Origin of the sequence: Emticicia sp. TH156, from assembly GCF_002855535.1 — a bacterium.
GTDB lineage: Bacteria > Bacteroidota > Bacteroidia > Cytophagales > Spirosomataceae > Emticicia > Emticicia fluvialis.
In genome coordinates, this window is the sequence record NZ_PKRS01000003.1 from 242657 (window position 1) to 267342 (window position 24686).

The 24686-nt window shown below is 44.0% G+C and carries 19 protein-coding genes; 9 read left to right on the forward strand and 10 right to left on the reverse strand.

The window, feature by feature from the left end; translation table 11 throughout:
- Positions 1-1077 (reverse strand): hypothetical protein, encoded by a 1077-nt coding sequence (locus C0V77_RS07425; RefSeq protein WP_101725711.1) that lies wholly within the window; start codon positions 1075-1077, stop codon positions 1-3.
- Between the two features lie 260 nt (positions 1078-1337).
- Between C0V77_RS07425 and C0V77_RS07430 the strand changes: the two genes are divergently transcribed.
- The 4 genes from C0V77_RS07430 to C0V77_RS07445 all read left to right on the forward strand — a co-directional run bounded on the left by C0V77_RS07430 (position 1338) and on the right by C0V77_RS07445 (position 6505).
- Positions 1338-2696 (forward strand): amidohydrolase family protein, encoded by a 1359-nt coding sequence (locus C0V77_RS07430; RefSeq protein ID WP_101725712.1) that lies wholly within the window; start codon positions 1338-1340, stop codon positions 2694-2696.
- A gap of 261 nt (positions 2697-2957) precedes the next feature.
- Positions 2958-4517, forward strand: a complete 1560-nt coding sequence (locus C0V77_RS07435; protein WP_101725713.1) for an acyl-CoA carboxylase subunit beta — start codon at positions 2958-2960, stop codon at positions 4515-4517.
- 110 nt (positions 4518-4627) lie between these two features.
- On the forward strand, positions 4628-5656 hold the full coding sequence (gene hemH / locus C0V77_RS07440; RefSeq protein WP_101725714.1) for a ferrochelatase: 1029 nt from the start codon (positions 4628-4630) through the stop codon (positions 5654-5656).
- 72 nt (positions 5657-5728) lie between these two features.
- Positions 5729-6505: a hypothetical protein gene (locus tag C0V77_RS07445; protein ID WP_158237905.1), complete on the forward strand. Its 777-nt coding sequence runs from the start codon at positions 5729-5731 to the stop codon at positions 6503-6505.
- Positions 6506-6563: 58 nt separating this feature from the next.
- On the opposite strand, the gene ggt is transcribed toward C0V77_RS07445, so the two are convergent.
- Positions 6564-8258 (reverse strand): gamma-glutamyltransferase, encoded by a 1695-nt coding sequence (gene ggt / locus C0V77_RS07450; protein WP_101725716.1) that lies wholly within the window; start codon positions 8256-8258, stop codon positions 6564-6566.
- Between the two features lie 654 nt (positions 8259-8912).
- On the opposite strand from ggt, the gene C0V77_RS07455 reads away from it, so the two are divergent.
- Positions 8913-9695, forward strand: a complete 783-nt coding sequence (locus tag C0V77_RS07455; RefSeq protein ID WP_101725717.1) for a DUF4344 domain-containing metallopeptidase — start codon at positions 8913-8915, stop codon at positions 9693-9695.
- Between the two features lie 65 nt (positions 9696-9760).
- Here the strand turns inward: C0V77_RS07455 and C0V77_RS07460 are convergent, their stop codons facing one another.
- Entirely contained in the window at positions 9761-10834 is a 1074-nt protein-coding gene (locus tag C0V77_RS07460; protein WP_101725718.1) for a DUF6515 family protein, read from the reverse strand.
- A 901-nt stretch (positions 10835-11735) separates the two neighbouring features.
- On the opposite strand from C0V77_RS07460, the gene C0V77_RS07465 reads away from it, so the two are divergent.
- Positions 11736-12971 carry a dicarboxylate/amino acid:cation symporter gene (locus tag C0V77_RS07465; protein WP_101725719.1) on the forward strand — a complete coding sequence of 412 codons (1236 nt, stop codon included), beginning with the start codon at positions 11736-11738 and terminating at the stop codon, positions 12969-12971.
- 129 nt (positions 12972-13100) lie between these two features.
- Here C0V77_RS07465 and C0V77_RS07470 read toward each other — a convergent pair whose 3' ends face one another.
- The 4 genes from C0V77_RS07470 to C0V77_RS07485 form a co-directional block, all read right to left on the reverse strand.
- Positions 13101-14261, reverse strand: a complete 1161-nt coding sequence (locus C0V77_RS07470; RefSeq protein ID WP_101725720.1) for an aminotransferase class V-fold PLP-dependent enzyme — start codon at positions 14259-14261, stop codon at positions 13101-13103.
- Positions 14254-15528, reverse strand: coding sequence for an FAD-binding oxidoreductase (locus C0V77_RS07475; protein WP_101725721.1), 1275 nt, complete (start codon positions 15526-15528; stop codon positions 14254-14256). Before C0V77_RS07475 ends, C0V77_RS07470 begins: the two co-directional genes overlap by 8 nt.
- 199 nt (positions 15529-15727) lie before the next feature.
- Positions 15728-16729 carry a 4-hydroxyproline epimerase gene (locus C0V77_RS07480; protein WP_101725722.1) on the reverse strand — a complete coding sequence of 334 codons (1002 nt, stop codon included), beginning with the start codon at positions 16727-16729 and terminating at the stop codon, positions 15728-15730.
- An 8-nt stretch (positions 16730-16737) separates the two neighbouring features.
- On the reverse strand, positions 16738-17643 hold the full coding sequence (locus tag C0V77_RS07485; RefSeq protein ID WP_101725723.1) for a dihydrodipicolinate synthase family protein: 906 nt from the start codon (positions 17641-17643) through the stop codon (positions 16738-16740).
- Between the two features lie 271 nt (positions 17644-17914).
- Between C0V77_RS07485 and C0V77_RS07490 the strand changes: the two genes are divergently transcribed.
- The 3 genes from C0V77_RS07490 to C0V77_RS07500 all read left to right on the forward strand — a co-directional run bounded on the left by C0V77_RS07490 (position 17915) and on the right by C0V77_RS07500 (position 21967).
- Complete coding sequence (locus C0V77_RS07490) at positions 17915-18787, forward strand: AraC family transcriptional regulator (RefSeq protein WP_101725724.1); 873 nt, start codon at positions 17915-17917, stop codon at positions 18785-18787.
- A 131-nt stretch (positions 18788-18918) separates the two neighbouring features.
- Positions 18919-19284 (forward strand): hypothetical protein, encoded by a 366-nt coding sequence (locus tag C0V77_RS07495; RefSeq protein WP_101725725.1) that lies wholly within the window; start codon positions 18919-18921, stop codon positions 19282-19284.
- 229 nt (positions 19285-19513) lie between these two features.
- Positions 19514-21967 (forward strand): ATP-binding protein, encoded by a 2454-nt coding sequence (locus C0V77_RS07500; protein WP_101725726.1) that lies wholly within the window; start codon positions 19514-19516, stop codon positions 21965-21967.
- A 101-nt stretch (positions 21968-22068) separates the two neighbouring features.
- Here the strand turns inward: C0V77_RS07500 and sufD are convergent, their stop codons facing one another.
- From sufD to sufC, 3 genes are read right to left on the reverse strand one after another with little or no spacing between them, the layout of a single operon-like run.
- Positions 22069-23397, reverse strand: a complete 1329-nt coding sequence (sufD, locus tag C0V77_RS07505; protein WP_101725727.1) for a Fe-S cluster assembly protein SufD — start codon at positions 23395-23397, stop codon at positions 22069-22071.
- Position 23398: 1 nt separating this feature from the next.
- Positions 23399-23779, reverse strand: a complete 381-nt coding sequence (locus C0V77_RS07510) for a RidA family protein (protein WP_101725728.1) — start codon at positions 23777-23779, stop codon at positions 23399-23401.
- Between the two features lie 9 nt (positions 23780-23788).
- A complete protein-coding gene (gene sufC / locus C0V77_RS07515; protein ID WP_101725729.1) occupies positions 23789-24553 on the reverse strand; it encodes a Fe-S cluster assembly ATPase SufC in 765 nt (254 codons plus the stop codon).
- Positions 24554-24686: the final 133 nt, after the last annotated feature.

The following is a 24686-nucleotide window of genomic DNA, read 5'->3' on the forward strand; positions in this document are numbered from 1 at the left end:
CTATTTTAATCTGCTGAGTTTCATTACCAGGGGAGCCCGTTGATAAACACCCGACAAGGTAAGATGATTGCCCGACACCTGATAACTGAGTTTCAGGGAGTCTGCCTGATTGTTTCTTCTGAAAACAATAGTTGCCCTGCGTTGCTTCGGTTCAGTTTCATAATGCCCATACCAGTCTTTGCTGTCATTAAATTTTTCAGAATCAAACTTAAACAGGCAGCTATTATTCTGCTCAAAATAAATCCTCGACCATACGTTTCCTTCAGTGCCGTTTTCAGGTATTACCGAACGATTCTGCATTGTTATAGCATCAACCTGCCATACGCCTATTAATTCTTTGGCCTGCCGGTCATTCTTCTTAAGCCAGAAAATATGCCAGAAGGCTCCGCCAATTACAATTAGGCGAGCCAAACTTAGCAAAAGGGTTTTCTTATCAAAGTAGAAATACTCTTTATATGAAAAAAGCAGGTGCAAGAGCCCCTCATAGTATTGCAGCAAAATAAAAAACAGAACCGCAGTATAATGCAGTGCATTAAAATAAGCCAGCGGAGAAATCTGATAGAAATGCTCCATAAAGCATACGTTTATCATCATTGGCAGCAAAATAAACGTGGCCAGCAGGCGTGTTTTTTTAAACAATAACAGCACCGAACCTACTATCTGCAAAGACCCCAGAATAATGGTAAAAGTAGGCGAATAGCCAAAGTAGGTCCAGGTCATCCAGTAACCGTTCAGCTCGCCAACGGGGCGTTCAAGTACCGATTGCGGTAACTGAAACTGGATTTGCATGATTTTTGAAACCCCGAAATTGGCTATCTGATGGGCCACAAAAAATATAATGATGGTCTGAAACCACTCATGTAGATTGACCTTCTTATCAAAATACTGCCATATTGCCGACAAAAAGATACTTAATAGCAGGATGCCCCCTACCGAAAACCACAGCAGGCGGCTGTTGGTAAGCACGGCGGTTTGCCATTGCGCTACCACATCTATATACTGCAGCAGGCCTGTAACAACCAGCAACAAAAAGATAACTTCTATGAGTTTTATCCGGTAAGCTTTATTGTAAGTCATGCAAAATGAAAGTATGATTGCTAAGTTAAACCAAATCTGAACTAATATGTTTTAATTGCCCATGTGCCGCTTACCCGGGGGCCTGCGATTAGCAAAACACTTGTGAAGCCATATAACTGATAATGAGCAGATAAGTTGCCGGATATCTGTTATCTAAAGAATCTTACAGTTTGTGTTTTTGCACATCAATTTTGGCTATATTGCATTAGCTTCCTTTGACAAGGAAACGAGTTTCCACCACATTTTATACATCTATAACTATGAAAAACCTGCTAATATTATGGCTCGCTGTCTTTTCTTTGCGTACAGCGGCACAACAAACTACAGATTCGCGCCAGCGGGAAATTGTATTTATCAACGTCTCGGTAATACCCATGACACATGAAACAGTACTTGCTAACCAGACTGTACTGATAAAAAACGGATTGATTACCGCCATAGGCGCAAAACTGAAATATGACAAGAACGCTTTGGTGATTGATGCCAGAGGCAAATTCCTGATGCCTGGCCTTGCAGAAATGCATGCCCATGTGCCACCGGTTGATGAAGTGCAACCCATGAAAGACGTACTGCTGCTGTTTGCAGCCAATGGCGTAACTACCATCAGAAGTATGCTGGGCCACCCATTGCATTTGCAATTACGGAGCCAGGTGCAATCGGGCGAATTACTTGGGCCACGTATTTATACTTCCGGGCCGTCGTTCAGCGGAGCCAGTATCAAAACCCCCGAAGAAGCCGAAGCAAAAGTAAGAAGCCAGAAAAAGGCAGGCTACGACTTCATGAAAATGCACCCGGGCATAACCAAAACCAATTTTGAGGCCATTGTAAAAACGGCAAAAGAAGAAAAAATGCCTTTTGCCGGGCACGTATCTTTTGGGGTTGGTGTATGGCGGTCGGCGGAGGCCGGTTATGCCACCATTGACCACCTCGATGGCATTGTAGAAGCCATGATGCCCCGGCTGGACACGCTGACAGAAGAAGAAGCCGGATTATTCGGCCTGTTTGTAGGGCACAATGCCGATATAGCAAGGCTTGATAAAATACTGAAAACCATCAAAGACAACGGTGTCTGGATAGTACCCACCCAGACACTCGCCGAACACTGGCAGTCACCCAATAGAACGGCTAAAGAATTGCTTGCCTGGCCGGAAATGAAGTATATGGACCAAAAGACACTGGATGGCTGGGCAAGGTCTAAAGATAACACCATGAAAAACCCGGCTTATCAACCGGCTTCAGTTCTCAAATTTATTGATGTGCGGCGCACAATTATCCGCGAGTGCCAGCGGCAGGGTGTTGGCTTGCTGCTGGGTTCAGACGCCCCGCAGGTTTTTAGTGTACCGGGTTTCTCTCTCAAACATGAGCTTAGTTATCTGGTTCAGGCGGGGCTTACGCCTTATCAGGCATTGCAGACGGGTACGGTAAATATCGGTAAGTTTTTCAGACAAGATAATCTGGGTGTTATTAAACCCGGCGCAGTGGCAGACCTTGTTTTGCTGAACGAAAACCCGCTGAAAGACGTAAACGCCGTAGGCACGGTGCAGGGCGTGATGCTGAATGGCCGCTGGTTGCCCAAAACAGAAATTGATGCCATGCTGACTAAGCTGGTAAAAAATTGATGAAGATGTAAGTCAGTATTTAATTAATTCAGCCTAAGAATTTGCAGGTTACGCAAACAAAAGGTTTTTAATTATTGGCCAACCTAAGCAGACGCCGCCCGATAGGCATTCCATAGAATTACTCCTTTGCTCTGATAGCCGCCCAAATTTTTGGGTGAGCCTCCGGCACAAAGGCGGCTTATAAATAAAAAATATTAAAACCGAGCCATGTTTGTTTCAGTTTTCATAGTTTTGCTCAAATCATAAGTTACTCGACCCCGTATGTCTTTAAAAACGAATATAGAAAAACTACAGATACTTGACCTTAAAAATGCTGAGGCGCTACAAGGCGGCGGAACCAAAAGAATTGACAGCCAGCATGCGAAAGGAAAACTAACTGCCCGCGAAAGAATAGAATTGCTATTGGATGAAGGCAGTTTTGAAGAAATTGGCAAGTTTGTGATGCACCGGAGTAAAGATTTTGGTCTGGACAAAGAATATTATCTGGGCGATGGTGTGGTAACGGGCTATGGCACGGTAAATGGCAGGCTGATTTACGTTTTTGCACAGGATTTCACCGTTTTCGGAGGTTCACTCTCTGAAACATACGCCGAAAAAATATGTAAACTAATGGACATGGCCATGAAAAACGGCGCTCCGCTTATTGGCCTGAACGATTCAGGCGGCGCACGTATTCAGGAGGGTGTCAACTCTCTGGCCGGCTATGCTGATATTTTCTACCGCAATACGCGTGCCTCAGGAGTTATTCCGCAGATTTCAGCCATTATGGGGCCATGTGCCGGGGGTGCAGTGTATTCGCCCGCCCTAACTGATTACATCTTCATGGTCGAAAACACTTCTTACATGTTTGTAACAGGCCCTAATGTGGTTAAAACTGTTACCCATGAAGACGTAACCTCAGAAGAACTGGGCGGAGCCATTACCCACGCCACCAAGTCGGGCGTTACACATTTTGTGGCAGCAAATGAGGTGCAGTGCATTAACGACATCAAGAAACTGCTTAGCTACGTGCCGTCAAACTGTGAAGAACAGCCCCCTTTTGCGGCTTATGAAACAGACGGAAACGAAAAGCGGCCAAAACTGACAGACCTGATACCGGAAAACCCCAACCAGCCTTATGATGTACGCGAACTGATAGACGAACTGGTTGACACCGATAGTTTTTTTGAAGTGCATAAAAGCTATGCCGAAAACATTGTAATTGGCTTTGCCCGAATAGGTGGGCGTAGTATTGGTATTGTCGGCAACCAGCCTGCTGTGCTGGCCGGGGTGCTGGATATTGATGCCAGCATTAAAGGCGCCAGGTTTGTACGCTTCTGCGACTGCTTCAATATACCCCTGCTGGTACTGGAAGACGTACCGGGATTCCTGCCCGGCACGGACCAGGAATGGAACGGCATTATTATGCATGGTGCCAAGTTATTGTATGCGTTCAGCGAGGCAACGGTGCCGCGGGTTACGGTTATTACCCGTAAAGCGTATGGTGGCGCGTATTGCGTGATGAACTCCAAGCACATAGGCGCCGACCTGAACTACGCCTGGACATCGGCCGAGATTGCTGTAATGGGAGCCGCCGGAGCAGCTGAGATTATTTTCCGTAAGGAAATAGGTGAAGCTGCCGACCCACAGGCAGAATTGCAGCATAAGATTGATGAGTACACAGATAAATTTGCCAACCCGTATAAGGCGGCGCACAGAGGTTATGTTGATGAGGTAATAAAGCCGGAAGACACCCGCGAAAAACTACTGAAAGCATTTAAAATGCTTGAAAACAAGGTAGACACCATGCCACGCAAGAAACACGGGAATATTCCGCTATAACGGAAACAATTTAATGCTTATTACAGTTAGCATTATTAATAGTAACCTTACACTTAAATATAATACTCTGCTGAAAAGAGCTGGCTCTTTTCTATAATTGTTATCTGTATATGCTTGAAAAAACCGGTGTATTAATTGTTAATTTAGGCACACCCGATTCGCCCGCAGTACCCGATGTCAGAAAATACCTCCGTGAGTTTTTAATGGATGGTCGCGTGATTGATATTCCTTTTATACCCAGATGGATGCTGGTTAACCTGATAATAGCGCCGTTCCGTTCTCCAAAGTCGGCCAAGGTGTATCGCGAGTTATGGACTGACCAGGGTTCTCCTCTTAAAATCTATGGCGAAAAAAACGAGATTCAATTGCAGCAGGCACTGGGTGACACCTACGTGGTAAAACTGGCCATGCGCTACCAGAATCCCTCTATTGAAAAGAGCCTGAAAGCGTTTCAGAGCATGGGTCTGAGCAAAATTATTGTCATACCGTTTTTTCCGCAATACGCTTCGGCAACCACAGGGTCGGTTTATGAAGAAGTCATGAGAATAATAGGCCAGTGGCAGATAATACCTGAGATTGAGTTTATTAATTACTTTTATAATCACCCTAAATTCATTAAGGCATTTGCTGAAAACGGACGAAAATATCTTGAAAAAGAAGATTTCGACTTTGTGTTGTTCAGCTACCACGGATTACCCGAACGACAAATCAGGAAAGGCGATTGTACGGGCAAAGTTTGCCAGCTTGGCTCATGCTGCGACACCATTCATGCACTGAACCAGCATTGTTACCGCGCTGCCTGCTTTGAAACCACCAGGCTGCTGGCAAAAGAACTGGGCCTGAAAGAGGGCACTTATTCTACCTGTTTTCAGTCCAGATTAGGTAAAGACCCCTGGATACAGCCCTATACCGAAAGCGTAATTAAAGAGCTGGCTGGTAAAAATATTAAAAAAGTGCTGGCGTTTTCGCCTGCTTTTGTGTCTGACTGTCTGGAAACCACCATTGAAGTGGGTGAAGAATACAAGGAACTTTTTGAAGAACATGGCGGCGAACACTGGCAATTGGTTGAAAGCCTTAACGACTCGGAAGCCTGGATTGACCTGCTGACCGAATTAATAAAAAAAACACCCGCAGAATAATAAAAAAGGGTCATGGCTTATAAGGCTATGACCCTTTTAGTTAAATTGGGTTTTCATCTTTTTCTATCTGATATGAAAGCCATCTCTATATGGGCCAGCCAGAACCAGAAAACGGCTATACTACTCATTATTATTTTTGAAGTACTGAAATGCAGCATCGGGTTTGACATCGGCCATCATTTTCTTCCGGTTTTCTCATCGGGGGTTATAGAACTTTCTGTACTTAGCCTGGTGATTCTATCAACAATCGTTCAGACCAGCTATCAGCATCAGACAGATACACTCAATAAAGAAGCGCATCGTAAATTCAGGCTTACATGCACCGGCATTATTATGGCCAGTAGTTTGTGTCTTTCTATTTTACTCGGCAATCATCTGAAAGGCCTTGGGTATCAGGTGCGTAGTATATATGCAGCCAATGCAGCAGAGAGAGTTACCGCTGCCGAAAACAAAAAAAGTGGCGCGACTGTTAAAGTAACTGAACGGAAAACCAGAAAAGGGTTCGTATCGCGCCTGCTAAGTAAAAAAACAGCTTCTGAAGACCCCAAAAGTAATTCCAGAATCACTTACGTATTATTGTTTTTTTTAAGTCTTTTGCTCACTTTCGCCGGATTAATTCTGACCTGTCAGCTAGCTTGCGGGGGCTATAGCTTACTGGCCATTCTTGCGTTTTTGGTTTCGCTTGGCGTTTTATCCGGCGGATTATACTTCCTGATCAGAGCTTTCAAAAAAGACCTTAAGCCTTTTCAATCACTGACGCAAAAAGAGAAGAAAAAAGAGCAATTGAAATTCTTTGTTATCTGGATACTATTAGGAGCAGCAATAGCCCTTATTGCATTATTGAGCTGAGAGTAAAAGAATAAGACCCTCTTTTCAAACGGACCACTCAAACTTTTCATCATAATAGTTAAAATCCTGCGGCATGGCCATCTTTGCGGGGGTCTGATGCCCCTGTAAATGTTTTACGGACAGGGTCATATCTGATGGCCTGATACCCGCCATACATACCCAGTATATAGCCAACCTTATGGCCTTTTTCCATCAACCCTCTGATGGTTGCGTAGGGTATGCCAGATTCGATCGTTATCATACCGCCATCCAGCATTTTTTCGCCGGTAGGTTCTGATGATCCTTCGTGATTCAGACGTGGGGCATCACCTGCTTCCTGCAGATTCATACCAAAGTCTACCAGATTCATCACTATCTGCACATGGCCCTGCGGCTGAAAGGCCCCACCCATAACACCAAAACTCATGTAAGGTTTGCCATCTTTGGTTATAAACGCAGGAATAATGGTATGAAAAGGCCTCTTGTGGGGCGCATAGGTATTGTTCTCACCTTCGGTAAGGCTGAACATCTCACCTCTGTCCTGAAACATAAAGCCCAGTCCGTCGGCCATCATGCCTGAGCCAAAACCCCTGTAATTGCTTTGTATCAGGGCAACCATATTGCCTTCCTTATCGGCTACCGTCAAAAAAATCGTGTCACCGTCTTTCAAAGCCGGATTACCGGCATCATAGGTTTTAGCTGCCTTGTTTATATCAATCAGTTTGCGTCTTTCAGCCGCATACTCTTTAGAAATGAGTTGTTTTACAGGTATTCTGGCAAACTCAGGGTCGGCATAATATTTGGCGCGGTCTTCAAAAGCCAGCTTCTTGGCTTCAGTAAACAAATGCACGTGCTCTGTACTGCCAAATGGTATTTTAGAGAAATCGTATCCCTCCAGAATGTTCAGCATTTGCAGCACAGTTATGCCTTGCCCGTTTGGGGGCAGCTCCCATACATCATACCCTCTGTAATTGGTAGATACAGGGTCAACCCAGGTTGAGGTATGGTCGGCAAAGTCTTTGGCTGTTAGATATCCCCCCTGCTTTTTCATAAATTCCTCTATTATTTTCGGAATCTCACCTTTATAAAAAGCATCACGGCCACCTCTGGCAATTTTCTCAAGGGTATTGGCCAGGTTAGGATTTTTAAAGATATCGCCCTTTTGTGGCACCGTGCCGTTTGGATAATAATGCTCTTTTACATTCGGAAATTTACCATAAAGCCTTGGCACTGCTGCCAATGAGCTGGCCAGTTCGCCATGTACCGGAAAACCATTGCGGCCATAATCAATGGCATGCGAGAGTATTTTCTCCATCGGCAGTTTACCAAATTTCTTGTGCAGCTCAAACCAGCCGTCAACAGCACCGGGTACATTAACAGGCAGCGGCCCTGTTGAAGGCAAATGCGTTAAGCCACGTTTTTTCAGTTCAGCCAGCGTAAGCGCATAAGGCGAACGACCCGAGGCATTTAGCCCGTACAGTTTTTGGGTTTTGGCATCCCAAACAATAGCAAACAGGTCGCCGCCTATGCCGTTCATGTGGGGTTCTACCACACCTTCCATCGCATTGGCAGCTATGGCGGCATCAATGGCATTGCCCCCTGCGCGCAGAATTTCAATGGCCGCCTGCGTGCTTAATGGGTGCGAGGTGCAAGCCATGCCGTTCTGAGCTATTACCTCAGACCGCGTGGCATCAACCTTACCAAAAACCCGGTCTTGCGCTTGCAAGGTCTGGAAAAGCACTAATAGAACGAGGCTGAAGAAAATGTTTTTCATAGTAATAGAGGTTGATTTCAATAATTAGATCCCATTTCAAGATTTGCTGCTGTATTGATATTTGGAAGGATGTCAGTTTTTTCAAACTGTACAATAACCCGGTCTGATAGTTGCTTTTAACCAGGCCTGATTTAAACTTCTATAATCAAAGATTTGAGGTACCTCTGTTGTTACTTTTTGGGCTGCAAAAAGTAACGCAAGACTTGCCGTCCGCAAAGCGGCCCATCATTCCAACTCGTACAATTAAAAATCCGATAGCCATTATATATTTTCATAGTCATTCATAAGATTTTTAATCGTAGACTAGCCGTCCGCCTCAACAGGAATGACGTAATAAGGTTGTTAATTTTAGTTGATATCTTACAATTGCTCCGTGAAACTCAGTGCGGCACCTCGTGACACTCCGTGGCAATAAAGAAATATAACTATTTTTGAATGTGTTCAAAACAAAGATAAGATTTTTCCAGATTCTTTATTAGTACCCCAATTGGTCATTCCCTCAAATTTCGTCTATAACAGCATTTTATGCAACAAGTGCTTATTTCTTTTCTTTGGTGTATTTTAACAAATATTCACTAAAATATACTTGACGGCAATGTCGATAATCTATTCTTTTACGTTTTAGAAATATACCGCAAAACAGATTAACGGTTTATGAGATTCTGGTTGATTGCATTGCTATATTGCTGCCCCCTGAATACCATTGCCCAGCAGGCAAAAATGCCTGACCGTGGCGATGTAAAAGTAATCTGGAACAACAACATCAATGATGCGGTTTTCAGAGATTTTCAGGAGGGCATTAAACACACCAAAATACTGGATGCCATTGCGGCCGATATTAACGGGTATCTGGCATTACCGGAAGACATCTACATTACTTTTGACGAATGCCGCACCAGCAATGCCTTTTATGACCAAGACTCCAGAAAAGTAACCATCTGCTACGAGATGGTATCTTACCTCTACGAATTGTTTAAGGCCAAAACCAGCAACCAGACCGAGTTACGGGAGATGGTAATGAACGCCATCATTTTTATTTTTTATCATGAAATGGGTCATGCTCTGATAGACCTGATGGACTTACCCGTAACAGGTAAAGAAGAAGATACGGTAGATAACTTTTCAATTTTTCTACTGGCTGACGGCAGCAGGAAAGGGTCAAGAGCCGTGCTGGACGGCGCCATTGCCTTCTACCTGATGGGGGAGTCAACGCAGAATGTACCGCTTAAAAACATGGAGCTGTGGGACGAACACTCTTTAGACCACCAGCGGTTTTATCATATTCTTTGTATGTTGTATGGGTCAAATCCTGAGCAGAACGGAGCGGTTATCAGAAAAAAGATGCTGCCGGCCGTAATGACCACCCGTTGCGAAGAAGACTACCAGAAAATAAAAAAAGGCTGGCTGAAAGTTCTGGATGCCTGGATAAAGCATTGATACCTAAAAAATGCCTCTCCTCCAGCCGGAAGAAAGACATTTTTTGAGCGTAAAACCTAAAAAAATCAATAGTTAATTTTTATCACTTCATACCATATTTCGCCATCGTGTATAACGGCTCTGTATTGCACCCCATCAACAATGTAATAGGTTTCGCCGTCAATCACCAACTGTTCGTAGCCATCAGGTATGCTTTCTACCAATGCCCCAACCGGAGGCGGCACTACCTCGTACTCATATCCAACCGGCCGATAATAAGAACCATTATAGTAATGGTAACGCACACCAAAGAAAGTATATACCTGCACATCAACCGGCAATATTCGGATTCTTAAACCAACAGGTGGAAATGCTACAACGTAGGTATCTCGGTACGGGCGATAATAAATGCCGTTGTTGTAGCGGTAATTAATACCCCCATAATAAACCGGCAGGCAAGAAGTAGGCAATACCCTTACCACCGAGTTTCGGCGTGGCAGATTATAGTATCGCCAGCTTGGGCTGCCCACGCGGCCGTCAAAACGGCGATAGTCATAGCCGCGGCGGTCGTACCGGTCATAATCACGGCGTCCGCGGTCTTCCCATCTGCCCCTGCCATCATAACCTCTATTGTTTCTGTCGGTATAAACGCGGTTTCGTTCATCACTACCACGGTTCCATTGGTGGTCATTGCCTCTGTTTCGGTCTCTGTCGTCATTACCGCGTCCGCCCCGGTCTATATCAGGTCTTGGTCCTTCTGTTCTTCTGCTTTCAGGCCGGTACTCGGGTTGTGGTCTTTCGCCACGGGGTTCAACCCTGGCTGCTTCGGGCCCGCGGCGTTCGCCATCATTCATTCTGCCGCCCCTGTCTTCGGCAATAGAGGTGGGGCGGTCGTTGTTTCTTCTTTCGGCAGGGCCGCCTTCACTTCTTCCGCCATAGCCTCTGCTTTCGCCTCTGCTCATAGAGCCACGGTCATTTCCACGGCTTTCAGACACACCCCTTTCGCCCCTACTTCCTCCGTCTGCCTCTCCGCGTCGTCTGCCTTCCTGACCATTGGTTTCTGTAACACTCAGTGTTAATCCTGCCGCCAGAATCAGCGATGCAGCTATACCTCTTTTCCAATTAAAAGCAGGTATAATATTTATGGCTGTTGTTTGCATTGTATTATTCGTTTTCGTTTAATAGCTATTAGATGCAAAAAGTAATTAAATAGTTGGTTGGGGTGGTAATCATTAACAATCATTAACAAGCGCAAGAGCTGCGGCCGGCACGACTTGGTGATTTTTCCCTAAAGCTACCGACTATTAACGCGGTGTCATGAATTTTTATTCTGTTGCAGGTAATAATCTGTGCCAGAAACATCGATAAGAAATGAAACAAAAAAGCCGACTCAAATGAGTCGGCTTTTGCGTGAACCCTAACCACTATGATAAAAAAATCTACTTAATTAACCTATTTATCTTCATCTACCGGTTTCTGTTTGCAGAATGGTAGCATATATACAAACCCAATATTAATAAAAACATGATGAGCAAAATCTGCCATAAGAATAACGAAAGAACTGGAATCAGGCTGGCACCCTGCTTCAACACTGTAAACATATTTTTAGTTGTGTGTGATTGAACGATACAAATGTCTGTGTTTCAAACGGAAAATTTTAGAGTAAAAACCCGTAATCTTTATACGTACTGATTGGTATTTTAAGCCTGATGACAGGCGCCACCGTTCAATCGGGTAATAATTCAAAAAAAATGCAGGTATTTATAGGCACATGCACGCGCACTGGCCTTGTAAACCGGCTTCACAGGTAAATTAACCAAACAGGTAGCCATTTTTTGAAAATAAGCTACCCATATGTAGATTTTAAAGAAGAAAATTGAAAATTTGGCAGAAAAACATTAACTAATTTAATATTAGACCCCTGCGAATTTTGAGTACTTATATTTTTTAGCCATTATTGTATAAAATTGACCCGGATACCCCTCAAATCCCTATTGAGTATCTTATTCGGACCACAACCTAAACAATGCTTCCCTGCAGGGAAAGGGATACAACTTCATTATGAAACTAAATATTACCTGGAAAATCTTCATCGGCATGGCATTCGGTATTCTTGTAGGGTACCTGATGAATGTGTACCTGACCTCTGACCCCGCAGCACTGGATGAGTGGAGCAAGTATCTGAATATTCTGAGCAAGGTGTTTCTACGCATGATAAAGATGATTATCGGGCCTTTGATTTTCTCTATTCTTACGGTGGGTATTGCCAAGCTAGGCGATTTTAAAACCGTTGGCAGAATAGGCGCTAAAACACTGGGCTACTTTTACTTTGCCACTGTTTTGTCTCTTGTTACCGGTTTGGTAGCCGTTAATGTACTGCAACCGGGTAAGTTGATGGATATTTCTTTGCCGCAGACCGGAACTGACACCGGCATTGAAACCAAAAAAATGACACTTGAAAACTTTGTAACACATCTTTTTCCGCAAAGTTTTTTTGAAGCCCTGGCTACCAACGAGATACTCCAGATTGTGGTGTTTTCTATCTTTTTTGGAATTGCCACCGCTGCTATCGGCGACCACGGCAAAATTATCATCAAAGGTCTTGATGCCGTGTCGGAGGTGATGTTTAAAATTGTTGGCTATGTTATGGGGTTTGCCCCTTATGCCGTTTTCGGAGCCGTAGCCGCTGTTATTGCCCAAAAAGGATTGGGCATACTAGGCGGATACCTTTACCTGATTATCTGTTTCTTTGCCACACTGGCATTTTTTATACTGGTTGTGCTACCCATTATTTGTCTGTTTGCCAAAGTGCAATACTGGAAATTACTGACTTACGTGAAAGACGCCCTGTTTCTTTCTTTCAGCACGGCCAGTTCAGAGGCATCAATGCCTTTGCAGATTGAGCAACTGAAAAAATTTGGCGTACCAGAACGCATCGTAAGTTTTGTATTGCCGTTGGGGTATTCGTTCAATCTGGATGGCTCAATGATGTACATGACCTTTGCAACCGGATTTATTGCTCAGGCGTATGGTGTAGATTTATCAATCGGCCAGCAGGTAACCATGTTGCTTACACTACTGATAACCAGCAAAGGTATTGCAGGTGTGCCAAGGGCATCGCTTGTAGTAATTGCCGGAACCATGTCATTATTTAACCTCCCGGCCGAAGGCCTTATTCTGCTTTTTGCCGTTGACTGGCTACTGGATATGGGCCGCTCTGCCACCTCGGTAGCAGGCAATGCCGTAGCAACCGCCATAGTGGCTAAGTGGGAAGGTGAGTTAACCCCTAACCCCTAAAGGGGGATTTGCCCCTAGCCCCTAAAGGGGAACTTTAAAACCTGATTAGGCATAAAACAACAAAAAAGAACTTCTTTCAGAAGTTCTTTTTTGTTGTAATTAGTTCCCCTTTAGGGGTTAGGGGTGGTGTTACCGTTGTAAGCACTCCACCAGCGCCCACATATCATCTTCAGTATTATAGACATTCGGCGAAACCCGGATGGCTACTCCTCTATTAGAAATTATGATTTTGTTTTGAAGTAATTTTTCAGTGAAACTGGCGTTATCTACACCCGCCGGCAGGCTTATACCAAATAAATGATGCCCCCGGTAAGCCTCGGCTTCCATACTACAGCCCATACCAATCAATGCCTCCAGGGGTTTTTGGGTAATGCTCTTACAATATTGCTGAATATTGTCTACTCCCCACGCCAGAATCTCATTGAGCGATTCTTCCAGCATCGGTAATTGAATAAACTGCGAGTATTCGCCAGCGTTATATCTTTGCGCAAACGGCCTGTAGGCCTTTTGGTAATTAATCAGTTGGGCAAATTTATCGCTATCGGCACGGTTTAGCCACGACTCCTCCACCGGCACGCCATCATCAAAAAACTCACCAAAATAAGCCAGTCCTACACTATATGGGCCAAGCAACCATTTGTATCCGGCACAGATAACGGCATCGGGTTGTATGGCCTTTACATCAAATGCCATTGCCCCTACCGACTGCGTGGCGTCTACTATTAACAAAGCGCCAACCTCTTTACAACGTTCAGCTACCGCGGCCAGGTCAAACCTGACGCCGTAAATCCAGTGTATGTGGGGTATAACAATCATGGCGGTTTCATGATTGATGCTGTTCAGTATGTTTTCGTTCCATAGCTGCCCTCGGTTAGCGACTTCGACTGGTCTGGCTACGGTTTTATAATGCAACGATAACTCCTGGCTAACCCTTTCAAAGGCGTAAACATTGTTAGGAAACTCGTCTTGTATGAGCAGAATGTGCTTTTTGGCTGATATACCGGGCAAACGGTGCAGATTACGTGCTACCACAGCCATACCATAAGACACCGCCGTAATGATTGCCACTCTTTGAGGGTTATCGATATTGATTAACCGGGCAAATTGTTTCTGTACTCTTCCGGCAGGCTCAAAATGGATTTGCGGATGAATAGTGAAAGGTCTTGCGGCCTTCATCATCATACCATCCATGCCTTTGGCAACCGCGCTTTTCAGCATGGGTGCATAGGCGGCGCCGTTCAGGTAAGTAACGCCTGCCTCCAGTTCAAACAAGTGTGCCTGGTTAGTCATATCTTTCCGGCTTATATAACGATATATCTATGCTTGTTTTTTCATTATCTACAATTTCCTGAACCAGTTTTCCGGTACCCGGCGCCAGGCTGAGGCCCATCATGGCATGGCCACTGGCAATAATCAGGTTTTTATATTTGTTGGTGCGGCCAATGTAGGGCAGGCCGTCTGGCGAACACGGGCGCAAGCCAGACCACACCTTGCTTTGCGGTGGTACTGATATGGGGTAATCAGGGAAAAACTCTGGTACAGCCTTTATTATACCTCTGACACGGTTCATGTTTATATCCTGGTTGATACCTCCAATCTCCATAGTGCCACCGAAGCGAATCTGGTTTTCGCCCATTGGTGTAATGGCCACGCGGGCTTCCAGCAGTATAGACGGTATATTCAGTTTCTTGCCCTTTGGTTGGTCAAGGGTGGTACTGTACCCCTTACCCGCCTGCATGGGCAGGTTGATATTCAATTGCTTAGCCAACAAAGGAGACCACGACCCGGTTGCAATAATCAGTTCATCTGTTGCCAGGGTTGCGCCATTGTCGGTCTTTAAGCTCTTAATTTTACCGTTTTCAGTTTCAAAGCTTGTTACTTCTGTATTATACATAAAAGTAACGCCCTTTTGAGCCAGCAGGTCTTTCAGCTTTTTTACCAGTAAGTTGGGGTACAAATGCGCATCGCCGGGGTAGTAAACAGCACCGGCAACGTCAGGCTTTACCTCCGGCTCCATTTCGTGCAGGGTTTTCACATCCAAAACCCGGGCTTCAATACCAATTTTGTTGGCGGTTTGGGCTACTTCGGCTTCTTCTTCAAAAGTATGGGCAGTTTTGCAGAGCATCATCAAGCCTTTTTCTTCAAAGCTGAAATCGTTGTTTTCCTCTTTGGCGAAGTCCTGATACAATTTTTTGGCAAACAGGCTGATATCACGCAAGGCTGGTATTGCCTTGTCTACCTGTTTTTGATTTGCTGCCTTTTGAAATTTAAGGCCCCAGGAAATCAAATCCCAGTTCAGACGTGGTTTTACATAAAACGGACTTTCAGAATTGAACATCCAGCGGATGCCTTTTTCTATCATACCCGGCACAGCCAGCGGTATAAAATGGCTGGGTACTATCATACCTGCATTGCCGAAAGAACAGCCATCGGCGCCGCCGGTGCGCTCAATAATGCTTACTTTATGCCCCTTTTGTTGCAAATAGTAGGCCGAATATAACCCTATTATTCCACCACCGATGATAACAACCTGCGGCGCGTTTATTTTTGATGCCATTTTAGATAATTTTTCAATTGAATGCGCAGGCTTGGCTTATTGATAGAATAACCCGCCTTCCTTTTATTTCAAAAAGAGAAAAAAAACTGAATCTAATCAGGATACCCGGATGGGATATCCTTAAATATCGTAATTTTTTCTCTGTTTATGTGTGTGTTGTGCGGATTTAAAAAAATCTTGTATGGATTTAGTATTGGTATTAAATTACCTGAAAACCAAAAGCGTAAGGGTCGTCCTGGTCGTCAATGGTAATGGTATTGTTGCCATAAATTCTGGCCCAGCCTTCAATGCTTGGGTAAATGGCGTCAAAATCTCCTACTTTGGTGGTGCCTTCAATGCGGCCAATAAACTTGCTGCCAATAATGCTTTCATGAACAAACTCGTCTCCGGCTTTTAGTTTACCTTTGGCGGCCCATTGTGCCATTCGGGCTGATGTGCCTGTACCACACGGCGATCGGTCAATGGCTTTGTCGCCATAAAAAACAGCATTGCGCGCAGTTGAGGTCGGGTCTATTACTGCGCCTGTCCACTCAATGTGGCTCAGGCCATTGATAGTCGGGTTTTCAGGATGCACAAAGCTATGGCTGGCATTGATGCGCTCTCTCAGCACTCTGGCCCAGGCAATCAGCTGGTCGGCCTTGAAATGCTCCAGACCCGGAAAATTCTCCTGCACATCAACAATGGCGTAGTAGTTGCCGCCGTAGGCTACATCTACTTTCAGAGTGCCTAGCTCGGGGCATTCAACTTCAATGCCCTCAGCAGCCAGAAACGACGCCACGTTGGTCAGCTTTACATACTTCACCTTGTTTCCTTCCTGCTTGTATTCAATCTGAACCAGACCCGCCGGGGCTTCCATTCTTATAAAACCAGGCTTTTTAGGTTGAATAAGCCCATGTTCAACGGCGATGGTAATGGTACCAATGGTGCCATGCCCACACATGGGCAGGCAACCGCTGGTTTCAATAAAAAGCACAGCAACATCGTTGGCGGGGTCATGTGGTGGATACAGAATACTGCCCGACATCATGTCGTGTCCGCGAGGCTCAAACATCAATCCTTTGCGAATCCAATCGTATTCGCGTAGGAAATGCTGGCGTTTTTCTGACATATTCGCACCTTCTAACACCGGCCCTCCACCAGCCACTAACCGCACAGGGTTGCCGCAGGTGTGGGCATCTATACAAAAAAATGTCTTGGTCATAGCTTCAATCAGAATTGAGGTAAAACAGGTCTGGTAGCCAGTGAATCATTAATCACTTTCAGCACGCGTTCGCGCTCTTCACCTACCAAGGGCAGGCGTGGTTCGCGCACCCATTCAGTACCCAGGCCTGTGGCTACTTCGGCTAGTTTGATATTCTGTACAAACTTGGTTGATACATCCAGGTGCATCAACGGGAAGTGCCAGCGGTAAATAGCTCTGGCTTCTTCAATGCGGCCTTGTTTTACCAGTTCATAAATAGCTACGGTTTCACGCGGGAACGCATCTACCAGACCGGCCACCCAGCCATCAGCGCCCATCACAAGGCTCTCAAAAGCCAGGTCATCAACACCTGAAAGGATTTTGAAACGGTTACCAAATTCGTTGATGATATCGGTCATGTATCTGATATCACCTGTCGACTCCTTCATGGCTTCAAAATGCGGATTAGCTGCCAGCTCATGAAACATCGGTATAGAAATAAAGGTCTTGTAGGCAAGTGGGTTGTTATACGCCATTACCGGTAAATCTGTTGAATCGGCTACACGGTGCAGGTAATGCAAAGTTTCGCGGTCATCAGACGGGTAACGCATCGGCGGCAACAGCATGAAACCTTCTGCACCTGCGCGCTCACATTCTTTGGCGAAGGCAATGGCCTCGCGGGTGATACACTCTGCAATACAAATTACCAACGGCACACGGCCGGCAATGGTATTTTTAGCAGTATCAAGCAGGGTAAGTTTTTCATCTTTGGTCAGGGTACCGTTTTCACCTAACGAACCGCAAATAATAATGCCATGCACACCGGCCTTTATCTGTTCTTCAATATTAAATGCAAAGGTTTTCAGGTCCAGACTTTCGTCCTGAAAAAAATTAGTGGTAACGGCCGGATATACGCCTGTCCAGTTTGGTTTCATAACTTACGAGTATATAAAATGAATAATTCTGTTTTCAGGATACAAAGCTAGTATTTCAATTGCATAAAAACCTATCCTCATTTTGCCATTACTTATACTTTTTTACCCCATAAATTTGCCTGTTAGAATAAATACAGATAAATTAGTATTTATTATCAGTATCGGTAGTTATCAGATTATTTAACAAACACGATTCCGTATTTAGCCACGAACCGGATGTTCCTGCCACAAAGCCAATCCGGCACTACTGAATCGACATTCAGCAATTTCAATGAAGCCCCTGTTATTCCGAATCCCCAAAACAGAAACGGAGTCGTTTCGTGTACAGGTAGACGACATACCGCATTTTTATGACACCCTGCATTTTCATCCTGAATGGCAGATAACTCTGATGCTTGAAAGCACAGGCACCCAGTTTGTGGGCGACAACGTTGACCGTTTCCAACCTTTTGATCTCTATTTTCTGGGTAGCAACCTGCCTCATGTTTTTCGTAATGATGCCGAGTATTATTCAGAAAAATTGCGGGCACACTCGGTGTCTGTGTATTTCAGAGGAGATATACTGGGCGAAACCTTCTTTGATATACCTGAAACCCAGCATCTGAAAACTTTACTGACAGAAGCCTCAAGGGGTTTCAGAATCCGAAATCAGCAGGCCAATGCACTCACCGACCTGGTACAGTCAATTGCACATAAAAAAGGATTCGAAAAACTGCTTACCTTTCTTGAAATACTCAATGCTATCTGGGCATCAACGGACAAAGAGTATTTGTCTAGCATTGCATACCAAGGCACATTAAAAGAAACCGATAACCAACGTATAAACGATGTCTTTGAGTTTCTGATGCGTAATTATGAACGGGACGTGAGCCTTGATGAAGTAGCAAACATTGCAAACATGACAACCAATGCTTTCTGCAGATTTTTTAAACTGCGCACCCGCCGGACCTTCTCGGAGTTTCTGAACGACATCCGTATCGGCCATGCCTGCCGGATGCTCCAGAGCGGTAACATGAGCGTGCTTGAGGTTTGCTTTGCCAATGGTTTCAATAACGTTTCCAACTTTAACCGGCAATTTAAAAACCGCACCCAGCTTACCCCCTCTGCATATCTTCGTAAATATCATGCAGGTTCTTTACGTTAAATTTAATACATTTGTATCTAATCATGAAAACACCGCTCATTCACTTGATTTTGCTGTAAAAACCATAAGTTTTTGCGTTCATTCATTCAATTTTATTAATTTAATGGCATTATCCGTCCCAAATAATCCATATGCTAGAAGCACATCAGTTTAACCCCGTTCTGGACAAAGAATTTTTATTAGAGAATTATGATACAGCAGAGTATCTGTCTGAAGTAATGGGTGATTTTTTAGCCCTGATGCCCGAAGAACTGGCAGAAATACACGAGGCTCTGAATGACGGAGATAAAGACAGGCTTGTAAAAAAAATACATGCCATCAGTTCGGCGGTGGGTTTTGTTGGCGGTATTCTTTTGTCAGACAAAATGAAGGCCTTCGAGTATAAGGCAAAAAACGACCCCGCCTTCAATATCGCCAACGATGAAACCCGGGCTCTGGTTACGGAGATAACCGACTTCATCAGCATTATAAAAGAAGAATATGCTAGTTTAAATTAATCGTCTTTTGCTGTAGACTTGCCGCCAAATATGGCCCTCAGGTGGCAGGTATCTTCAGGCCGTTTCGTTTTATAATTTACTTATAGTAACTGTTTTATTGATTCAGTTGGCAAATACCACTCCTTGCGTCTAATGTCAGAAGGTTTATACATTTTTAAGATATTACTTGGCTTGGTTTTTGTTATCTTTGTTGCAGCACGATGTCATATATCTCAGGCAATTCGCTATTATGAGCCTACAAAACAATTCTCAGGTTATTGAGCCGGATGAACAAATCATCTGGGCAAATAAATATGTCAGGTTTTTTAAAAGCACGATAGGTATTCAGAATACCTTCGACAAAATGATGAACGTTTTGTTTCAGTCATTAAAAAAACTCGATATTGCCGATAAATTCTACTACGTCAATTTCCCTCAGCCCAATAAAGCTGTTATAACGCATTCATCAGACCTTCAGCTGGTAGGGCGTAATATTCCCTTCCTTCAGATTGAGGATATGCTCGATTGCAACTTTAAAGTAATTGAAGATACCAAAGGCCTTTTCAGTTTTGAAGAAACTGAAACGAAAGTGATTGTGCAGACCATCAAAACCGATCATACCACTGGTTTGCTGGTAAAAGTCTGCCAGCCAGATACCCTAATCAATAACGGATACAGATATTTTTCTTTGCTGAGCAAGATACGGTTTGAAGAAATTGTATCTACCTACCAGACCACCACCGAACTCACCGAACTGAACATACGCTTTGAGTCTATCCTGAGTAAAAGCCCCATACCCATTGTATTTGTTGATGAAAGCGCCAATGGCGTATTTATGAACACCAAAGCCTATGATTTATTCGGGTTGTCTTCAGATGCACCTATTACCTCGCAGACTATAGCAGAGGGATTCAGCAACCTGCTGAACAAGTTACAGAACAAAGAGGAAGTTCAAAACCGGATGCAGGAACTGATGTTCTCTAACTCAATAGACCGCTGGCGTTGGAAATTTGCCGCCCCAATAAACCGAACCTACAATGTAATTACGCAGCTGATACACGTAAACAGGTACTCGGGCCGGATATGGATTTTTGAAGATGTAACCATTGAAGAGCAGGTAGAAGAGCGCCTGCAGGATATTAACCATCAGCTGATTCATCTGGCTGAAAAAGAACGCCGCGACAACCTGATGAAGACCACTTTTCTGGCTAACATGAGCCACGAAATACGCACCCCCATGAACGGCGTTATCGGGGCTGTGAGTCTGCTTGAAAACACGGCGCTGTCTAACGAACAATTTGAACTGGTAAATATAATCAAGAAAAGCGGCGAAAGTCTCATTTCGCTGATTAATGATATCCTTGATTATTCAAAGATTGAGGCCGGAGAACTGGTAATTCAACCCGAGGTTTTCTCGACAGTTGAGTTGTTTGACGACTGCGTAGATGTTTTCTATGCCACTGCCCTTGAAAAAGGCATACAGTTAAGGGTTATGCTTAACCCAAATCTGCCTGTATATGTTAAAGGCGACCGCAACAGACTGCGGCAAATAGTACTTAACTTTATCTCTAACGCCGTTAAATTTTCGCCGGTTGGCGCCTGGGTTACTATTAAGGTTTCTGCCATCTTTAAAGACGGCAAACCCACTTTATCTTGCAAAGTAATAGACCAGGGCAAAGGTATTGAAGCCGGCGAACAGGAGCTTATCTTTGACCGCTTCAAGCAACTAACCAACAAGCATTCGGGCGGTACCGGCCTTGGGCTGGCTATCTGTAAACGCCTGACCGAAATGATGGGCGGTGAAATTGGCGTAAAAAGCAAAATTGGCCAGGGTGCCGAATTTTTCTTTGAAATACCATACGAAAACACCGACTCACGGCCTATTCTGATGGGCGACTTGTTTAACAAGTATGCCAATGCCGATACCTGTATCTGGTCGTTAAATGCAGAGCAAGCCGTTGAAACCTTCAACCAGTATTTTAAAGATAAAAAGCTGGAGCTGATATCGTCTTGCACGGTAGAGGGTTTCTTTAAGACTCCGATAAAACAGCCTTCAATGATACTTATTGACTCTATGCAGGTAAATGGCAAGATGGAAGAAACCATCCGTTATCTGCATGAAATGGGTATCCCCGAAAGCGTGCCGGTTCTGGCTATGTCGTACAGTCATGAAAAAGAGGCTAAGTCGTGCGAGAAATGGGGATACAAAGAAGTGCTAATAAAACCATTAAAGTTGAAAAACTTAATGAAAATGGTTGAGAAATGGGTATTTAAAAACGATATCGGCATTAAGCAGGTACAAAAGCAGGAAACTAAGCCAACTAAAATTCTGGCTAACCATAGCGTACTGGTAGTTGAAGACAACGAGTTTAACCAGAAGATTCTGAAACGGATACTGGAAGGAGTGATGGATAACTTTGATATTGTTGAAACCGGAGAAAAAGCCGTTGAAGAAGCCAGAAAAAATAAGTATGACCTGATTTTTATGGATATTCAGTTACCGGGTATAAATGGTATCATGACCTCAAAGCTTATCAGGGAAATTTACCAGGAAACTGACCAGCCGTTTATTATTGCCCTGACAGCCGATGTGTTTCTGAAAGACTCTTCATCATTGGAAGAAGCAGGCTTTGATGATTACCTGCCGAAACCGTACCGGCAGAAAGAAATTCTTACCAAGATTGAGAATTACCTGCAACGTTAGGCAATGATATTACAGGGGGCCAAAATGCCCACCAAACCCCCACCAACAAAAATACCCGGTGTACCTAAGCCCCGGGTATTTTTTATATAAAAAGCTATATCTTACTTGCTTAATACACCGAGTTTTTCGGTAATCAGACCTTCCAGATATTCTTTGATTGAATCTATCTTGATTTGAGATACCACATCTTCAGCAAAGGCCAATAACTGCAAACGTATCGCTTCGTTTTTGGGAATCCCGCGCGACTGCATATAGAAAATGGCTTCGTCATTCAGTTTACCGGTGGTAGTACCGTGCGAACACTTCACGTCATCTGCCCAAATTTCCAGCTGTGGTTTGGTATTCATGGTGGCCTCGTCAGACGTAACCACGTTGCGGCAGTTCTGATACGCATTTGTTTTTTGCGCATCTTCACGCACAAATATCTTACCATTAAACACCCCGGTTGACTTCTCCATCAATATACCCTTATACAGCTCGTTACTCTGGCAGTTAGGTTTCCGGTGGTCAACCAGTGTATGGTTATCGATGTGCTGCTTACCGCTGGGCACATATAAACCAAAAAGATGGCTTTCAATGTGTTCGCCATCCAGCACAATATTCAGGTTATTTCTTACAAAGCCACCGTTAACAGTAACCGTAGCGCCATAGAAATAACTTTTATCTTTCTGATAAACCTGGGTAGTACCAATATGATGTGCTTTGTCGCTTTCGTTCTGTACCTTATAGTAGTCGGCGCGGGCATCTTCAAAAAGCACAAACTCGGTAACAGTATTTATAAAGTAGCTGTTATTGCCAATTGTGCGATAGGCTTCTGCAATTTTAACCTCTGCATTCTTACCTACAACAATCAGGTTACGCACGTGCGCACCTACGTCTTCTTTACGGGTATCGCCAATAAACCGCAAAATAACAGGTTCTTCAAGCGTTTTGTTGTCTGCAATATGTACTACAACGCCATCTTTTGCCAAGGCCGTGTTCAGGGCAGTAAAAGCATCATTCTTGTAGTCGGCATACTGCCCGAAATACTGATTAACTATTTCAGGCATTTTTTGCTGAGCTTCGGCAAAAGGCACCACCTGCAGTTGTTCGCCGGGGCTTTCTATTTTAGACAGTTCGGCATGAAAAACACCATTTATAAAATACAGAACGTTACCTTTCAGATTAGGCAGGTGAATATCCTGTAAGTCTTTAGTGCTGAAATCAGAACCCGCATCAAAATTATAATTTTGTTTGGTAAGCGCTGAAACATTGCTGTATTTCCACTCTTCATGCTTGATAGTGGGAAAACCCAGCCTGTCAAAATTTTTCATGGCCTCAATGCGTAGCTGGTTTACAGGCAAAACACTCTTGCCATTCAGTTGCGCCTCTAGGGTCTGAAAATCAGCCATTAACTGATTTTTTAAATCTTTATTTTCTATAGAACTCATCTTATAATTCTGCTACTGCTTCTAATTCTATTTGATAACCAAAATGCAATTCTTTAACAGGAATGATGGACCGGGCAGGTTTGTGGTTTCCGAAAAAAGTGGCATAAAGTTGATTAACAACTCCCCAGTGGTTTCCATCTGTAATGTACACCGTTGTTTTCACAACTTTGGTGGCATCGCTTCCGGCTTCTGCCAGTATTTGTTTCAGATTATCAAAAACCACGGCGGCCTGTTCTTCAATTCCGGATTCAACAGGCAGCTTTTCAGAAGTTTTAATTTTAATGGGTAATATGCCCGATGTAAAAACCAGGCCGTTGCTCACAACGGCGTGTGCATAATGGCCTGCGGGTTGCAGACTGCCGGATACCTGAACGGTTATCATAACTGATACTTACGCTACTTCAAGCGAATCAACCTCGGCTTTAATCCAGTCGTAGCCTTTTTCTTCCAGCTCAAGGGCCAGTTCTTTGGTGCCACTCTTAACAATTCTTCCTTTGTATAAAACGTGTACAAAGTCTGGTACGATGTAATCAAGCAGACGCTGATAGTGCGTAACTACAATAAAAGAGCGGTTTTCGTCTCTTAGCTTATTAACACCTTCGGCTACAATTCTGAGTGCGTCAATATCAAGGCCGGAGTCGGTTTCGTCAAGAATACAAAGTTGCGGCTCAAGCATGGCCATCTGGAAAATCTCGTTACGTTTTTTCTCACCGCCAGAGAACCCTTCGTTCAAAGACCGTTTCAGCAGGGTGTCGTCAATTTTTACCAGCTTTGCTTTTTCTTTCATTCTTTTCAGAAACTGCGCGGCATCAAGCGACTCCTGTCCGTTATATTTACGGATTTCGTTCAGAGCAGTTTTCAGGAAATTAATAGTGGTTACCCCGGGTATTTCAACCGGGTACTGAAATGCAAGAAAGATGCCCTCAGCGGCTCTTTCTTCCGGAGACATATCTAATAAATCTTTACCGTTAAAATCAACAGTACCGTTGGTTATTTCATAGTCTTCTCTACCTGCCAGAACAGAAGCAAGCGTACTTTTACCCGAGCCGTTTGGCCCCATTATAGCATGGACTTCGCCGGGTTTTACTTCAAAATTTATTCCACGTAATATTTCCTTCTCCTCAATTCTCGCGTGTAAATTACTGATAGTGAGCATTTTTTAAGCTTTATTTTAAATGATACTTGACTACAGACGGTTTGTGTACTCTTTTAGATTTTAAAAATTAAACTGCAAAGATACAACCAAAATAACCAAGATGCTATTCTTATTTTTTTAATTAATAACCCCA